Origin of the sequence: Alteromonas sp. CI.11.F.A3 (assembly GCF_032925565.1) — a bacterium.
Lineage (GTDB): Bacteria > Pseudomonadota > Gammaproteobacteria > Enterobacterales > Alteromonadaceae > Alteromonas.
The window spans coordinates 1950935-1965882 of record NZ_CP136708.1; the positions used below are offsets into that span (position 1 = coordinate 1950935).

The window sequence follows — 14948 nt, forward strand, 5'->3', positions numbered from 1 at the left end:
GAAAAGTGTCAACGCTATTTAGGATGGGTCATACTCATAAAAAAAGCCGCTATTAAGCGGCTTTTTTGTGTTCATTACTTTTTGGCAAAATGGGTGAAGCAATTCACATCTTCTGTTTACTTACCACTAGCTGGCAAAAATAGGGCCTGTTGTAATACCCCACAATAATACTGCGCCAGTCATTAAAATAACCATTAACACGAGCCCACAGGTAACTACTGAGCTTGAATAGATGAATCCTTTTTCTTGCGGCAATTGCATTAACAAAGGCACACCAGAAAAAAGTAAATAGACTGAATAACTCACACCTACTAGTAGTGCAGTCATAACCACCCAAAGCTCGGGATACAAACCTGCAAAGCCCACCATAAATAATGGGGTAGCGGTGTAAGCGGCTAACTCTAATGATTGCGTGAAAGTGGTTGATGATTCAAACGCTTTAGCGAGCTCGTGAATAACGACTGCCAAGGCTACTACGCCAGCAACTAAGCCAAAATACATACCCGTCGCCATTAATAGCGCACTGCTTTCACTTAATTTGATGAGCTCTCCGCCCATACTCCAGCCCGTATAGACCGTTGAGTAATACGCCACAATAGTGGGTATTAACGCAATAATAGCAATGTGGCTAAATGCGTAGAAAAATGTTTCTTGGCGTCTATCGATATTACGGCATTCTTCTTTCGGATGCGTGTACATCCCAATAACATGGTTTAAAAGCATTGTCCTTCGCCTCTGAGAAAGTCTGAAGAGTATTATTTTTTATAAGAATCAATGTTAATACTAAAGTATAAAATGCAACATTTAATTTACACGTCAATTTTGCTACAGGATGATGAATCAGTCAAATAAATAGTGTAAAAATTCGGCCCTAAAACGCACTTATTAAACTAAATTACTAAGGTGCACCAATATGGGTCGAAATCAGGCAGAAATTTAAACGAATTGAAGGCTAAATAGCTTAATAAATATAAGGATTATCTTAGGTAAGGCGGTGCTATCGACCCGGTTAGCCAAGTAAAAGAAGACTAATCAGATAAGTGCAACCAAGTAAAAGCCATCAGGTATGAGCATCAGGCGAGATCAATTAGTTGAGAGCAGCCAGATAAGCGCATTCAAATAACTAGAGAAGAACATTCAGACAAGAAAAAAGGTATGAATAAAAATAAGTAAACAAGACTCAAAGAGAAAAGGTGGTAAGAAATAATTAGTTGAAAGCGTGGCATGACACCACGCATTATCACAGGTAAACGCTTCTGGTTTTAAAGCCTATAAGTGCTTCGTCAATGCCTTAAGCTGGAAGCCCGCTATGGAATTTAAAATCGCTGTCACTGGTGGTGATTAATTCCGCCTCTACCTCACCAAAGTAAGCAATCCTTTGTGAAATGTCTTTGCCCGCAATGTCCGTGGCTAGCGATAAGTAATCTTGATAATGCCTCGCTTCAGAGCGAAGCAATGAAATATAAAACTCACCAAGCTTTGCATCAACGTGGGGCGCTAATTTCGCAAATCGCTCGCAAGAACGAGCTTCGATGTAAGCACCGCATATAAGTTTATCAACTAATGCGTCAGGTTCATGGGTTTTAACGTGTCTTAGCAACCCTTTTGCGTAGCGCGAGGGCGTTATGCTTCGATACTCAATATCGAAATGGTCCATCATTTCCAATACTTGAAAGAAGTGGTGTAACTCTTCTTTAATCAGTAATACCATTTTATCAATAAGATCTTGGCCGTATTTTGAGTCGGAACGAGGAATAACAGACTTAGACAGTTTGTTTTTAGACGGTAAGTCTCGCCAGTCGCCTTCGCGCTTGTACACGTATTGCTCGAAAGGTTGCAGCCACGCCAAAAGGGCATCGCTACTTTCTTTATCAACAGCATATTTTCGAATAAGAAACATGGCCGATTGAGATGCTTTAAGCTCACAAATCAAATGATCTAAAAGCAGCATCGAAAAGTTTTCAGGCTTGGTAGCTTCTTCAACCCACGCATCTGGTGTTGTAGCGTGTAAAAACGTATTTATAGGGGCAAGTAATTCTATCGTATTCACGGTCTTTAAAACTAAATTAGGGCTAACGTAAACCGTAATTGTACCACATTCACACTTCGAACCGATGGGGACGTAGTAAATACTAAAACAATATTAATGGGGTAAACGATTTGCTAGCTATTTGGGTATAATAGAACCATGAATTACCTCGCACATCTTTTTTTAGCCCAGCCCAATGCCGATTCTCACTATGGAAATTTACTTGGTGATTTTCGCAAAGGTATTGCACTCGACACGCTTAGCCTTAGGGTTAGCAAGGGCTTGGAAAACCACTATACGGTAGATAGATTTACTGACAGTCATGCCAGCGTGAAACAAGCCAAAGCACTCTTTAAACCAGAGCATAGGCGCTTTGCGCCCGTGGCAATAGATATGCTATTCGACCATCTATTAATTACCCATTGGGCGCGGTTTTCTAACATTTCCTTTGAAGCATTTTGTGATCACAGCTTTTTGTTATTAGAGAAAAATCTGCCTATTATGCCCACGCCTATGCAGCGCAGTGTTTCACACATGATTACGCAAAATTGGTTTGCAGACTATGCACAATTTGAAGGGATAGGTTATGCCATACAGGCAGTCGCGAAACGCATAAGATTTAAAAATGACTTTGCTCAGTGCGTGCAAGATATAGAAGCAAACTTCACAACCTTAGATAGCCTGTTTCTAAGCTTTTTCCCTACCTTAATTGACCATGTTCAACAACAGGGCCCTGAGTGCGGCACCCCTAGTGGACTCATCACGATTTAGATACGATCTTCGGTAACAACACCTGCCGCTACAAGTTGTTGTAGTTGATATTGGCAGTGCGTCCTAAGGGTATCTCTTAATAACCTTACCGCTGGCGTTATGGTTTGTCTGCTCGGGCAGATTAGCCATAATTGGGTAGGTTTAACAATGTATTCAGGCATTAACGCCACTGCGCGGCCATTAAGTAGGTCGTCACACATATCCAAACTCGATTTTACCGCCAGGCCATGGCCATTCACACACCATCTGCGCACCATGTCGCCGTCGTTAGCAGCACGGTTTCCCTGCATTTTAATTTTTACAGGCTGATTGTTGCGGGTAACTTCCCACTCGTTATAAATAATATCGCGCAGCTGGTAAAAAAGGCCGTTGTGTTTCGGTAGGTCTTCTAAGGTTTTGGGTGTGCCGTGTTTCTCTAAATAAGTGGGGGAGGCTACCAATAGCCTAGGGACTTCACATATTTTAAAACCGTACAAGCTGGCATCGTTTGGCGAGCCATACCGAAGGGCGATATCAACGGGGTCACGATAAAAATCGATATTACTGTCGCTTAAATGCAGTTTTATGGTGATCTGGGTGTGCTCATCCATAAAGCTATTAAGCCAGGGGGCGATAACATTACGGCCTAAATCTGACGATAAACCTAAGCGTAATTCGCCCTCAATATTGCCCGTATCTTCTTGCAAGTTTTGCTTTGCGTGTTCAAGCATAGTGATGGCTTGCTCGCAAATGGGTAAGTAGCGTTCACCCGCGGCAGATAAACGAAGGGAGCGAGTGGTTCGAATAAAAAGGTCTGAACCCAGCGTACTTTCAACTCGTTTAACTGCAGCACTGGCTGTTGCTGTGCGCATGTCTAAACTAGATGCTGCGGCAGTAATACTGCGAAACTCCGCTACCTTTAAAATAACAATGAGATCTTCAAGTAACATAGATTATCTATTTTTTATTGAAAATGTTTCAAATATTGTGCTGTTTAATTTGAAACAGTCAAGGCGTATTATGTTCTCATCGCATATCAATATGCACATTCGTTCAGTAAGTTAGTTAAACAGAAGAGGATTTCTCGATGAAAGCAATTGGATACACTACATCTTTACCTATAACAGATGAAAACGCACTAATGGATGTAGAGCTTGCCAAGCCTGCTGCATCGGGACGTGATGTGCTGGTTAAAATCAATTCCATTGCCGTTAATCCGGTAGACTTTAAAATTCGCCAACGTGTTTCACCTGAAAATAGCGAACCAAAAATTTTAGGTTGGGATGCCGTAGGTGAAGTGGTTGAGGTGGGTGACGATGTGCAAACCTTGAATGTGGGCGATCGGGTTTATTATGCCGGTGATTTAACGCGCCAAGGCACTAATGCAGAGTTTCAGTTAGTTGATGAACGTATTGTTGGCCGTGCTCCTAAAAGCTTGTCTGATAGTGAAGCGGCGGCATTACCACTTACCGCAATTACTGCATGGGAACTATTGTTCCAACATTTGGCGCTTGAAAAACAACAAGCGGGCAATACTAAGAAAACTGACGAAACCGTATTAGTGGTAGGTGCGGCAGGTGGCGTTGGCTCTATTATGCTTCAACTGCTAAAAACCCTAACCGGCGCTACGGTTATTGCAACCGCCTCTCGTGAAAGCTCTAAACAATGGGTGAAGGGGTTAGGCGCAGATTATGTTGTTGATCATCGCCAACCATTGGCTGAACAAATCACCGCGCTAAACATTGGGCCAGTTACCCATGTGGCAAGCTTGAATGCTACTGATGCTTACTTAGATGCGTACGTTGAAATTATGAAGCCGATGGGCAAAATTGCCCTTATTGACGACCCAGAAGCGCTAGATATTTCAAAGCTTAAGCCAAAGAGTATCTCTTTACACTGGGAGTTCATGTTTACTCGCTCTATGTTCCAAACAGAAGATATGAGTGCTCAAGGTGAATTGCTTACTGATGTGGCAACACTGATTGATTCTGGTCATGTAAAAACCACGGTGGGTAAGCACCTAGGTAAGATTAACGCGGCAAACTTGATAGAAGCGCATAAAACCTTAGAAGCAGGTACGGCGATTGGGAAAATTGTTCTAGAAGGCTTCTAATTTTTCTGTAACGGATAATCGTTTATCGAGTTAGATGCGATAGCGCTAGCTCGGTGCTTCCTAGCTAGGTGCTAGCTAACTCGGTATAATCTAACCGGGCTAATAATAATTTATCCAACGTGGCGCACAAAACGGTACGCCACGTTTATCCTATTTACATCCTTAATTACCCCTCTATTCAATGCCCGCCTGTGCAAATTTTCAGTGAAAATACCAAGCAAGACTAAATTTCAAACAAATAGTTGATTGTTTTTGCATTTTCTCGCAGTGGTCAGCTTTTATACCAGAGTGGTTCTGTTATTGTACTAATCCTCAATTCGCTATCTTCTTATTAACAATTTTTTACCCTACACCCATTGTTAATTCATTCTAAAAAAGGCGAATTGTTAAAAACGGAACTCATAATATGAATATAAAAAAATTTACCCTAACTCTGTTAACCGTTGGTATCAGCATGTCGCCGTTTACCATACAAGCAAAAGAACACCCTAATCTTATTCTTACCGAACCTGGTGTTGAGAAAATGAGAGAGCACTTGGGTCAAGTGCCTTTATTTGATGAGACACTTTCCTCGGTGAAAAGCCAAGTAGATGCGGAAATTGCGATGGGCATTGATACGCCTATCCCTAAAGATTTCTCAGGCGGCTATACGCATCAACGCCATAAACAAAATTTCTATACCGCGCAAAAAGCCGGTGTACTGTTTCAAGTATTGGAAGATGAAAAATACGCGAAATATATTCGCGATATGTTGTTTCAATATGAAGCCATGTATAAAGATTTACCCCTTCATCCGCAAGAACGTTCTTATTCACGTGGTAAGCTATTTTGGCAATGCTTAAATGACAGTAACTGGCTGGTTTACATGAGCCAAGCTTATGATGCCATTTACGATTATCTTTCAGCTGAAGAGCGTGAAACCCTCGAAAATAATCTGTTCCGTCCTTTCGCTGACTTTATTTCGTTAGAAAACCCACAGTTTTTTAACCGCGTTCACAATCACAGTACCTGGGGTATTGCCGCGGTGGGTATGATTGGCCTTGTTATGAATGACGAAGAGCTGATTCAGCGTGCGTTATATGGCATTGAAGATGACGGCTTAGTAGTCGGCGGTAAAGACAACGACGGCGGCACTATTAAAGTAGAAGGCCAACGCAAAGGCTTCTTCGCTAACTTAGAAGAACCTTTCTCGCCAGACGGGTATTACACCGAAGGGCCTTATTATCAGCGTTATGCTATGTATCCATTCCTTATCTTTGCATTGGCCATGGAAAACAATCGCCCAGACTTAAAAGTACTACAACACAAAGACAATGTGCTACTTAAAGGGGTAAGTGCTTTACTTAACTTATCTGATGCTGATGGTGAATTTTTCCCAATTAACGACGGTCAAAAAGGCATGTCGTATTACAGTAGTTCATTAGTAACCGCGGTAGATTTGGCCTATTTTTACGGTGAAAAGAACCCGCAATTACTCAGCGTAGTGGAAAAGCAAAACCAAGTATTGTTGGACGAATCAGGTTTGGCTGCGGCTATTGGTGTGCGTGATGGCAAAGCAGAACCTTTTGTTAAAAGCTCGGTGAACTTAAGCGATGGTATTGACGGCAAGCAGGGCGGTATTGGTGTATTGCGTCATGGTGAAGAAGAATTAACGCTAGTATTCAAGTATGCAGCGCAAGGTTTGAGCCACGGCCATTACGATAAGCTTTCTTATTCATTATATGAAAAAGGTGATGAAGTACTGCAAGATTATGGCTTAGCCCGTTTTGTGAATATTGAGCAAAAAGGCGGTGGTAATTACTTAAAAGAAAATACCACATGGGCTAAAACAACCATTGCTCACAATACCTTGTCTATCAATGAGAAAAAGCACTTTAACGGTGTGTATGATGTGGCTAGTCAGCATCACTCAGACCTTTTTGCGTTCGATGCCGAAGACGAAAATGTAAAAGTAGTGAGTGCGACTGAAGAAAATGCCTACCCTGGCACTAAGATGCAGCGCACCATGGCATTGATTAAAGATGAAAACTTCGAAAAGCCTTTCATGTTGGATATTATGCGTGTTAATTCAGACACGAAAAATCAATACGACTTCCCATATTATTACATGGGGCAAGTGTTAGACATGAACTTTGAATATGAATCGCCAAGTAGTTTAAGCCCGCTAGGCGATGATAACGGCTATCAACATTTGTACGTAGAAGGGCGTGGTAAAGCACAAGGCGACAATGCTAAGTTCTCTTGGTTGAGCCATGGCAAATACTACACGCTGACCACCGTAAATGATGATAACGATGAAATTTTGTTTACTCGAATTGGCGCTAACGATCCCGAGTTCAATCTTCGACGCGACCCAGGCATTATGCTTCGTAGAACAGACACGCAAGATACCTTGTTCGTATCTGTTATTGAGCCGCATGGTTCATACAGCCCGGTAAGCGAGTCATCAAAAAATTCCAAGAGCAGTATTGCTAATTTGAAGGTTGTGCTTGATAGCGATAAATATACTGGCGTTTCAATTACCGATAAGAAAGGTGAAAAGCAGCTGTTTATTATTTCGAATGTGGATGCGTCGAAAAGCGCGAAGCATAGCGTGAAAATAGACGGTAAAAAAGTTAGCTGGACAGGCCCTTACTTTTATCAGTAAGGGCATTAGATACGTGCTTTTCAAACTTAGTTTCGAAATGTACTTGGCTTAATTGCATAGCCTAACTTAACTTTTAAAAAGCTAGGCCGCACCCATCTTTATGATGAAACTAGCATTAACATGCTGCTTCATAAAAAGAGAGTGCGGCCTTTTTCTTTTTCTAAACTTATTCCTTTGTACTTGTCCCTCTTAATTTATCTCACTTGTTTTATCTCTATGAACTTAAAATAACTGAATAGCGTAACCACAAAGTGAACGACAAATATTCAGCCAACTCCCTTTGAGCAGTAATGGATTGCTGGCTGTACGGTTTAGGAAAACGCCATGTCTACACTTATTGTTAATGAAGAAACTTATCCCCTCCCTGAAGATCCAAGAACCACCTTACTCGACTTTTTACATCAGCATTTGTCCATGTTTGGCGCCAAAAAGGGCTGCGATCACGGTCAATGTGGTGCGTGTACCGTATTGCTTGACGGCGAACGTATCAATGCATGCTTGGTTTTTGCGTTTCAACTAGAAGGTAAATCGGTTACCACAATTGAAGGTATTGCTAAGAAAACTAACGATAGCGACGCTAAATTACACCCACTACAAAAAGCCTTTGTGGAACGAGATGCGTTTCAGTGTGGCTATTGTACATCTGGGCAGATATGTTCGGGCGTGGCGCTACTTGGTGAGCTAGCGGCAAAGAATCCCAGTGCGGTAACTTGCAGTGCTGATTACTCACAAAAAGAAGATATCAGCGAGAGAATGAGCGGTAATTTATGCCGCTGTGGCGCTTATCCCAATATTGTCGATGCGATAGAAGATGTTATCGCTTTGGAGCCACAATAATGAACCCTTTTAGCTTACAACATATAAAACATACTCAAGATATTAACGGTCTATCTACCGAAGACGGCGCCAAGTATATCGCTGGCGGTACTAACCTTATCGATTTGATGAAATTGCAGGTTGAGACACCATCTCAATTAGTTAATTTAAGTCAATGGGAAGATGAGCAAAGTATTACTGAAAACGATGACTATTTTCGTATTGGTGCCATGGTTACCAATACGGCACTTGCTAATTACGCCTACCATCAACCATCGCTTTCTTTACTATCACAAGCGTTGTTAAGCGGCGCGACAGTGCAGCTGCGAAATAGAGCAACGACAGGCGGAAACTTGTTACAGCGCACGCGATGCTACTATTTTTACGATACCACTAAAGCCTGCAATAAGCGTCAACCTGGTTCTGGGTGCGCTGCGTTAACTAGCATGAATCGTATTCATGCCATTTTAGGCACAAGTGACGACTGTATCGCCACGCATCCATCTGATATGGCGGTGGCCATGATGGCACTTGATGCCCAGGTTTCATTAACGTCTAAAACTGGCGAGGTGCGAAACATTCCGCTTCGCGACTTTTACTGTGTACCTAGCACTACGCCGCATATTGAAAATGTACTCAAAGACGACGAAGTTATCACTGCCGTAATTATTCCTAAGCAGCGCCACGGCACGCAGTATTATCGCAAAGTGCGTGACCGTTCTTCATACGCCTTCGCGCTTGTATCGGTTGGGGCTGGCCTTGTGCTAAAAAACGATACCATTGAAAAGCTCACTTTATCCTTCGGTGGGGTAGGTACTAAACCTTGGTATCCCGCTTCTGCTATTAGAGTACTCACTGGCGCGACATTCTCTGAAGAGGTGCTAGACCTTGCGATTGACGCTGAATTAGCCGATGCAAAGGTGTACGGGAGTAACAATTTTAAACCTGATTTGCTTCGTAATACATTTAAAAGCGTGATGCATTCACTTTATGAACATCAGCGTGAGAATGGTGACCATGAAGGAGCGCTTTATGAAAATTGATACCTCAAAGAATGTATTGGGTAAGCCCATTAGTCGCGTAGATGGCATTTTAAAAGTTACTGGGCAAGCACGTTATGCAGCAGAGCAACAGTTTGACGAAAAGCCGTTAGCAGGGTGGCTAGTATCGTCTGATACTGCAATTGGTGAAATAACGCAGCTATCAACGGACAAAGCCGAAAATGCTGAGGGTGTACATGCAGTTTTAACCTACAAAAATGCAGGCCCCCTTAAGCCATTTAGTAAGCCAGCGAGCGAAAGCCGTTTTACGCAAAGCAGAGCCGTATTAAATGAGCCTCATATTCGGCATTTTGGTGCGCCAGTGGCGTTAGTGATTGCTGATACGTTAGAGCAGGCACGTTACGCGGCAAGCCTAGTTGAATATACCATTGATGCTGAAACACCCGATTTGCTCTTATCACCAGACCAAGCTACTACTGTGCCTGACTCGTTAGATGGTGGATTTGAAGCTGATGTTGAAAGTGGGGATAGCGACCACAATAAAAATGCTGTGTCGATAGACGTAGACTACACAACACCCTCTCAAATATCAGCGGCTATGGAGCCTCATGCCACCATCGCTAATTTTGATGGCGACAAACTTACGGTGTACACCAGTGTGCAAATTATCGCATCAGCAGTGGAGGCATTAGCGGTAACTTTCGAATTGGATGCAGAGAATATTGAGGTGAAAAGCCCCTATATTGGCGGCGGTTTTGGTTCAAAGCTAGGCTTGCATTACGATGCCGTATTAGCTTGTTTAGGGGCACGGTATCTTAAGCGGCCGGTGAAGGTTGTGCTAAGCAGGCGTCAGGTATTTTATAACTCGCCTCATAGAGGAAATAGTTTTCAATCTATGCAGCTAAGCTGTGACAGCGAAGGGCTATTAGGGGGTATAAAACACCATAGTGCAATGCCGCGAGCGAAGGGTTACGAATTTGCTGAGGCCTCGGGGGCTGGTGCACGAGTAACTTATAGCGCAGAGCATATAAAGAGTACGCATCGGATTAAAGATGCCGACATCCCCCTTATTGATTCGACGCGCTCGCCTGGTGATGCCATTGGCTCACTCGCATTTGAGGCGGCTATTGATGAATTAGCCCTTAAAGCAGGGATAGATCCGCTTACCTTTCGAATTAAAAACTTACCTCAAGTTCACCCAGTGAGTGGCAAGCGCTTCACTACGCATAGACTAGGCGACTGTTTACAAGATGGCGCTCAAAAATTTGGTTGGCAGCATAAAGCTGCCCCCAAAAAAGGAAAGGTTATTGGACACGGTGTAGCAAGTGCTATGCGAATGAATGTGCTGGTGCCAAGTGCAGCCAGCATTAGCATTGATAGTACAGGGAAGCTTACCGTACGTTCGGATATGACCGATATAGGCACGGGTTCTTACACTATATTGGCACAAATCGCCGCGGGTGCTTTTCATACACAGGTGGACAACGTTGATGTGCAGCTAGGCGACAGCAGCTTGCCGACCTCCTGTGGCTCTGGAGGTTCGTTCGGTGCAGCTAGTACAGGTTCTGCACTAATGAAGGCTTGTGAGTTGTTGAAACAATCGTTGAAGAAAGCTCTGGAGAAAAAGCTGCCTGACTCTGTAGGCGAATTAGCGTTAGAGGGCGACACGCTGGTGGTTTATGCGCGAGACACCCACAGTGAACCACGCCGTTTTCTCTTAAGGGAGCTCATCGACGAAAGCGAATTCCCGTTAACTGAAATAGGTGAGGTGAGCGAGGATGATACCGGTGACGATGAACAGTACTCCTGCGGCGCCCATTTCGCTGAAGTGGAAGTGGACACCCACACAGGAGAAGTGCGTTTAAAAAGGCAATATGGCATTTTTTCAGCAGGAAAAATCCTTAATGAAAAAACGGCGTCTTCGCAAATTAAAGGTGGCATGGTGTGGGGGGCAGGATACGCACTCACCGAAGGCATTCATCATCACACTGATACTGCGAGTTTCATCAATCCAGATTTCGGTGAGTATCATATTGCGGTAAACCGAGATATCGCTGATGTGGCTTTAGACTTCTTAGAAACGCCAGATTACGAAGCATCGCCTATTGGTGCCAAAGGTATTGGCGAGCTTGGTATTACAGGGGCTGGTGCTGCTATTGCAAATGCCATAGCCGACGCAACGGGCGTAAGGGTGAGAGAGTTCCCCATCACCATGGATAAGGTAATGGAGGGGCTGAAAGGCAACAACGGAAGCTAGATGCGGTAAAGTCCAGATGGTGGTTAGTTAATAAGTAGCGCCATCATTTGGTTTTCTTTGAGCAGAACTTCTTCTATAAGCAAAATTGAGAGCAAAATTGAGACACCCACATTTGGTAAGGTCTAAGAAGTTTTGCTGATAGGCATAATTAACGGTTGTTTACTTTCTGATATTAAAAGCTTATTTCAAGGGGCTTGGAGAGGACTTTCCTAACTGAAAGATCATTACAGATGTTAGGCTTCTCTTACAAAAGCGATAACTTGCGATGCAAATAGTAGCTGAGTTGCTTGTTAACCTAGCTTAAGTTTCTGTGTTTTACCTATAGCTATATTAAGGCTTATTGACGTCGAAAATTGATTTTCAATGCCCATCACCATAGTTTGCCAGTCTATATGCTGTAGCCCCGTGCGGACTAGGATAGGGGAATAGCTATGGTCGATGCTTCCAATTTTGTTCGCCACTATCTGTCTGCCAGTGCTATCCACTAATTCTAAGTAATCCTGGAGTTTGAAGGGCAAGCCTTTAATCGTACTACTAACGTTATTAGTAAAGGGGAGTAAAAAGTTAGGTTGCATGCTTTTTTTGGCCGCCGTGATTCTTTTCTGAATACTCGTGAAGTCAGAGGTCTCAGGCGTTTTTGCTAAGCCCACTCGAAGTGGATTCAAATCGACGTATGCCATACAAGCAGCTAATGCTGCTTCATCTAACAACGATTGGGACTTGAACCGACCCTCCCAAAAGCGGCCTGTGCAGTCATCCTCTTTGTTTGCAAGACGTGCGATGTATTCATTCAGCAACCGCATGAACCAACTGATATCGTACAGACGTTGCCGATAAATATTCGCTGTTGATATTACTGCCTGAACCTGTACATCAGACATCAACATCCTCTGTTCAGTTACCACATACTGGCGTGTTAATTCAGTGCCTTTGTGAAGCGAATGCCAGCGCGACAAAACTTCCTCAGTGCTCCAGGCAAGAGCTTCGTCTCTATCGATATGCAGTACCACGTGAGTGTGGTTGCTCATCACGGCATAAGCACAAACGTTTATCGCAAATGCATTGGCTAGTTTGAGCAATCGGTCTTCAACCCATTGGCGACGGTGTTCGTAGCTTTTACCACTGTAATGATCTTCGCCGCACAGAAATGCTCGGCGGACGCAACGCGAGACACAATGATAGTAGGGAGTATCTTGTAGGCTAATAAGCGATTTTCTTGGGCGCGGCATATTGTGAAACTACGATATCAATAAGTTTCACTATTATGACTTCAGTTAAAATAGATAACTACTGACCTTGAGAATGGTTTGTATGGATGTCCAAAGCTGATTGGGAGCTTAATTAAGGTTTTTTGTCTGTGGGTGTACAAGTTAGATCTATAAACTGTGGGTGTCCAAGTTTGAGCTCATTAAGGTTTTTTGTCTGTGGGTGTACAAGTTAGATCTATAAACTGTGGGTGTCCAAGTTTGAGCTCGGGTTTAAAGAAGTAAATCATAAGAACGACCTAGGTTCCTTTAGGCAAAAAAAGCCCCTATGAAGGGGCAGTATTAGTTTAGGTGTCTCAGCAGCTGTTCAAAACTACTCAGTTAGTGCATCCGGTTGTGGCGGAGCTGGAGTGCTAGCTACTGGCGCATTGGCGGCGGTGCCTGTCAGTATCTGACTATTCCCAGTAAGTAGGTCATCAAGGGTACCACTTTCGCTATTCACCAAGCCCACTTCACGAAGCATAGCATCTACCACTGGCGCATTTGCACGGTAACTAAGGGCGGCTTGCGTAACCTGGTCGGCTAAGCCTCCCCCTGTAGCAACGGTTTGGCCATTGCCAGACGGATTATTGCCTTGACCATAACCTTGAAGAATTTTTATGCCCTCAATATTTTCAAGTGGTTTAACCGCTTGTTCAATCAGTCCAGGTAATACTTCCATCATAGCGAGCGATTTTTGCAGTTCAATTTGCTCATCTTTCAGCGTGTTTTCAGCTTCATAGAGTGCTTGTTTACCCGCAGCTTCTACAGCAAGCACTTTTTCATCGGCCTCGGCTTGAAGCATCTTAGCATCAGCGCTAGCTTTTGCTTCAGTGAGAATGGCTTGTGCAGTATTTTCAGCGGCTTCTTTCTTTGCAGCTGCTTCAACAGTAATGTTTACCGCATCACGCTCCGCTTCTTTTTGCGCATCGATGACTTCAATTTGCTTCTTACGCTCAGCGTCGGCCACCAATTTAGCAGTGATAACTGCTTCTTCTTTTTCAACTTTCGTTTTCTCAGCTTCAGCAGCTTTTGCACGAGCAGCCGATTCCTCTTCCGATTTGTTGGCCACCGCTATTTGTTTTACCTGCTCGGCAACTTCAACTTCCTGTTGTTGACGAATGCGGGCCTGCTCTAAGGCTTGGCTTTTGGCAATCTCTTGAGTTTCTATTTCGCGAGATTTTTCAATTTCAGCGGCTTCAATAGCGCGGTTTTTAGCAATTTCTGCTTCGCGCTCTTCACGCTCTTTCATTTCACGCTGCTTCGAGATTTCCGCTTTTTGCTCTTGGCGTTTAAACGCTAGAGTTTGCTCTTGCATCAAGCGAGCTTCTTCTTCATCGCGCTTAACTTCTAAAGACTGCTTTTCAGCAGCCAAGTTTCGTTGTTCAATAAGAATACGGTTTTCTTGCTGAATGTCGTTGGTTTCTTTACGTTTTTCTTCAATTATTTTAGCTAAGCGTGCTCTACCTTCAGCATCGAATGCATTGTTTTCATTGAAAAACTCAAGGTCGGTTTGATCGAATCCAGTTAAACTTACTGACTCTAATTCTAAGCCGTTCTTTTCCAAGTCATTAGCCACACTCTGCTGTACTTTTTGTACAAAGTCGGCACGCTGCTCATGCATTTCGGTCATGGTCATCTCCGCTGCCACGGCGCGAAGCACGTCAACAAACTTAGATTCCATTAATTTTTTTACTTCTTCTGCTCGAGTTGTACGCGTACCTAACGTTTGCGCAGCCATGGAAATTCCAGCTGAATTAGGCGCTACGCGTAGATAGAAATCAGCTTTAACATCAACTCGCATTCTATCTTTAGTAATTAGTGCATCTTTTTGCGTTTTCTCTACTTCAATACGTAAGGTGTTCATGTTTACAGGAATAATTTCATGTACAACAGGAAGTACTATAGCACCGCCATCTTTGATGACTTTTTCGCCACCAAGACCGGTTCGAACAAAGGCTGTTTCTTTCGTTGCCCGAGTGTACAGTTTGGCAAAAATTAGCCCAATAGTGATAAGGGATATAACAATAATACCTGCAATAAAAAGTAATGAAGGTAAGTTTGATATTTGAAGGGTTTCCATACTCAGTC

Annotated in this window: 11 protein-coding genes; 6 read left to right on the top strand and 5 right to left on the bottom strand. The window is 43.3% G+C overall.

Annotation, left to right across the window (positions count from 1 at the left end; translation table 11 throughout):
• Nucleotides 1–126: 126 nt before the first annotated feature.
• Entirely contained in the window at nucleotides 127–723 is a 597-nt protein-coding gene (locus R1T43_RS08375) for a Yip1 family protein (RefSeq protein ID WP_211071421.1), read from the bottom strand.
• Nucleotides 724–1291: 568 nt separating this feature from the next.
• A complete protein-coding gene (gene miaE / locus R1T43_RS08380; protein WP_317354882.1) occupies nucleotides 1292–2050 on the bottom strand; it encodes a tRNA isopentenyl-2-thiomethyl-A-37 hydroxylase MiaE in 759 nt (252 codons plus the stop codon).
• 138 nt (nucleotides 2051–2188) lie between these two features.
• Between miaE and R1T43_RS08385 the strand changes: the two genes are divergently transcribed.
• Nucleotides 2189–2800, top strand: coding sequence for an ACP phosphodiesterase (locus R1T43_RS08385; RefSeq protein WP_317354884.1), 612 nt, complete (start codon nucleotides 2189–2191; stop codon nucleotides 2798–2800).
• Here the strand turns inward: R1T43_RS08385 and R1T43_RS08390 are convergent.
• On the bottom strand, nucleotides 2797–3729 hold the full coding sequence (locus R1T43_RS08390) for a LysR family transcriptional regulator (RefSeq protein ID WP_317354886.1): 933 nt from the start codon (nucleotides 3727–3729) through the stop codon (nucleotides 2797–2799). The genes R1T43_RS08385 and R1T43_RS08390 overlap by 4 nt on opposite strands.
• A gap of 137 nt (nucleotides 3730–3866) precedes the next feature.
• Here R1T43_RS08390 and R1T43_RS08395 point away from each other — a divergent pair, with 137 nt between their 5' ends.
• From R1T43_RS08395 to R1T43_RS08415, 5 genes are all read left to right on the top strand, one after another.
• On the top strand, nucleotides 3867–4892 hold the full coding sequence (locus tag R1T43_RS08395; protein ID WP_317354887.1) for a zinc-binding alcohol dehydrogenase family protein: 1026 nt from the start codon (nucleotides 3867–3869) through the stop codon (nucleotides 4890–4892).
• A gap of 406 nt (nucleotides 4893–5298) precedes the next feature.
• Nucleotides 5299–7539, top strand: coding sequence for a heparinase II/III family protein (locus tag R1T43_RS08400; protein ID WP_317354889.1), 2241 nt, complete (start codon nucleotides 5299–5301; stop codon nucleotides 7537–7539).
• A 324-nt stretch (nucleotides 7540–7863) separates the two neighbouring features.
• The gene (locus tag R1T43_RS08405; protein ID WP_317354892.1) at nucleotides 7864–8376 is read left to right on the top strand and encodes a (2Fe-2S)-binding protein; all 513 of its coding nucleotides are present in this window, start codon (nucleotides 7864–7866) and stop codon (nucleotides 8374–8376) included.
• The gene (locus R1T43_RS08410; RefSeq protein WP_317354895.1) at nucleotides 8376–9398 is read left to right on the top strand and encodes a xanthine dehydrogenase family protein subunit M; all 1023 of its coding nucleotides are present in this window, start codon (nucleotides 8376–8378) and stop codon (nucleotides 9396–9398) included. Before R1T43_RS08405 ends, R1T43_RS08410 begins: the two co-directional genes overlap by 1 nt.
• Nucleotides 9388–11613, top strand: coding sequence for a xanthine dehydrogenase family protein molybdopterin-binding subunit (locus R1T43_RS08415; RefSeq protein WP_317354898.1), 2226 nt, complete (start codon nucleotides 9388–9390; stop codon nucleotides 11611–11613). The genes R1T43_RS08410 and R1T43_RS08415 overlap by 11 nt, the downstream gene beginning before the upstream one ends.
• A 290-nt stretch (nucleotides 11614–11903) precedes the next feature.
• Here R1T43_RS08415 and R1T43_RS08420 read toward each other — a convergent pair whose 3' ends face one another.
• Complete coding sequence (locus tag R1T43_RS08420) at nucleotides 11904–12842, bottom strand: transposase (RefSeq protein WP_317354901.1); 939 nt, start codon at nucleotides 12840–12842, stop codon at nucleotides 11904–11906.
• 349 nt (nucleotides 12843–13191) lie between these two features.
• A complete protein-coding gene (locus R1T43_RS08425; protein ID WP_317354903.1) occupies nucleotides 13192–14940 on the bottom strand; it encodes a flotillin family protein in 1749 nt (582 codons plus the stop codon).
• Nucleotides 14941–14948: the final 8 nt, after the last annotated feature.

Coding starts and splice junctions, on each gene's coding strand:
- R1T43_RS08375 (WP_211071421.1), bottom strand. CDS start 723: ATGCTTTTAAACCATGTTATTGGGATGTACACGCATCCGAAAGAAGAA.
- R1T43_RS08385 (WP_317354884.1), top strand. CDS start 2,189: ATGAATTACCTCGCACATCTTTTTTTAGCCCAGCCCAATGCCGATTCT.
- R1T43_RS08390 (WP_317354886.1), bottom strand. CDS start 3,729: ATGTTACTTGAAGATCTCATTGTTATTTTAAAGGTAGCGGAGTTTCGC.
- R1T43_RS08395 (WP_317354887.1), top strand. CDS start 3,867: ATGAAAGCAATTGGATACACTACATCTTTACCTATAACAGATGAAAAC.
- R1T43_RS08400 (WP_317354889.1), top strand. CDS start 5,299: ATGAATATAAAAAAATTTACCCTAACTCTGTTAACCGTTGGTATCAGC.
- R1T43_RS08405 (WP_317354892.1), top strand. CDS start 7,864: ATGTCTACACTTATTGTTAATGAAGAAACTTATCCCCTCCCTGAAGAT.
- R1T43_RS08410 (WP_317354895.1), top strand. CDS start 8,376: ATGAACCCTTTTAGCTTACAACATATAAAACATACTCAAGATATTAAC.
- R1T43_RS08415 (WP_317354898.1), top strand. CDS start 9,388: ATGAAAATTGATACCTCAAAGAATGTATTGGGTAAGCCCATTAGTCGC.
- R1T43_RS08420 (WP_317354901.1), bottom strand. CDS start 12,842: ATGCCGCGCCCAAGAAAATCGCTTATTAGCCTACAAGATACTCCCTAC.
- R1T43_RS08425 (WP_317354903.1), bottom strand. CDS start 14,940: ATGGAAACCCTTCAAATATCAAACTTACCTTCATTACTTTTTATTGCA.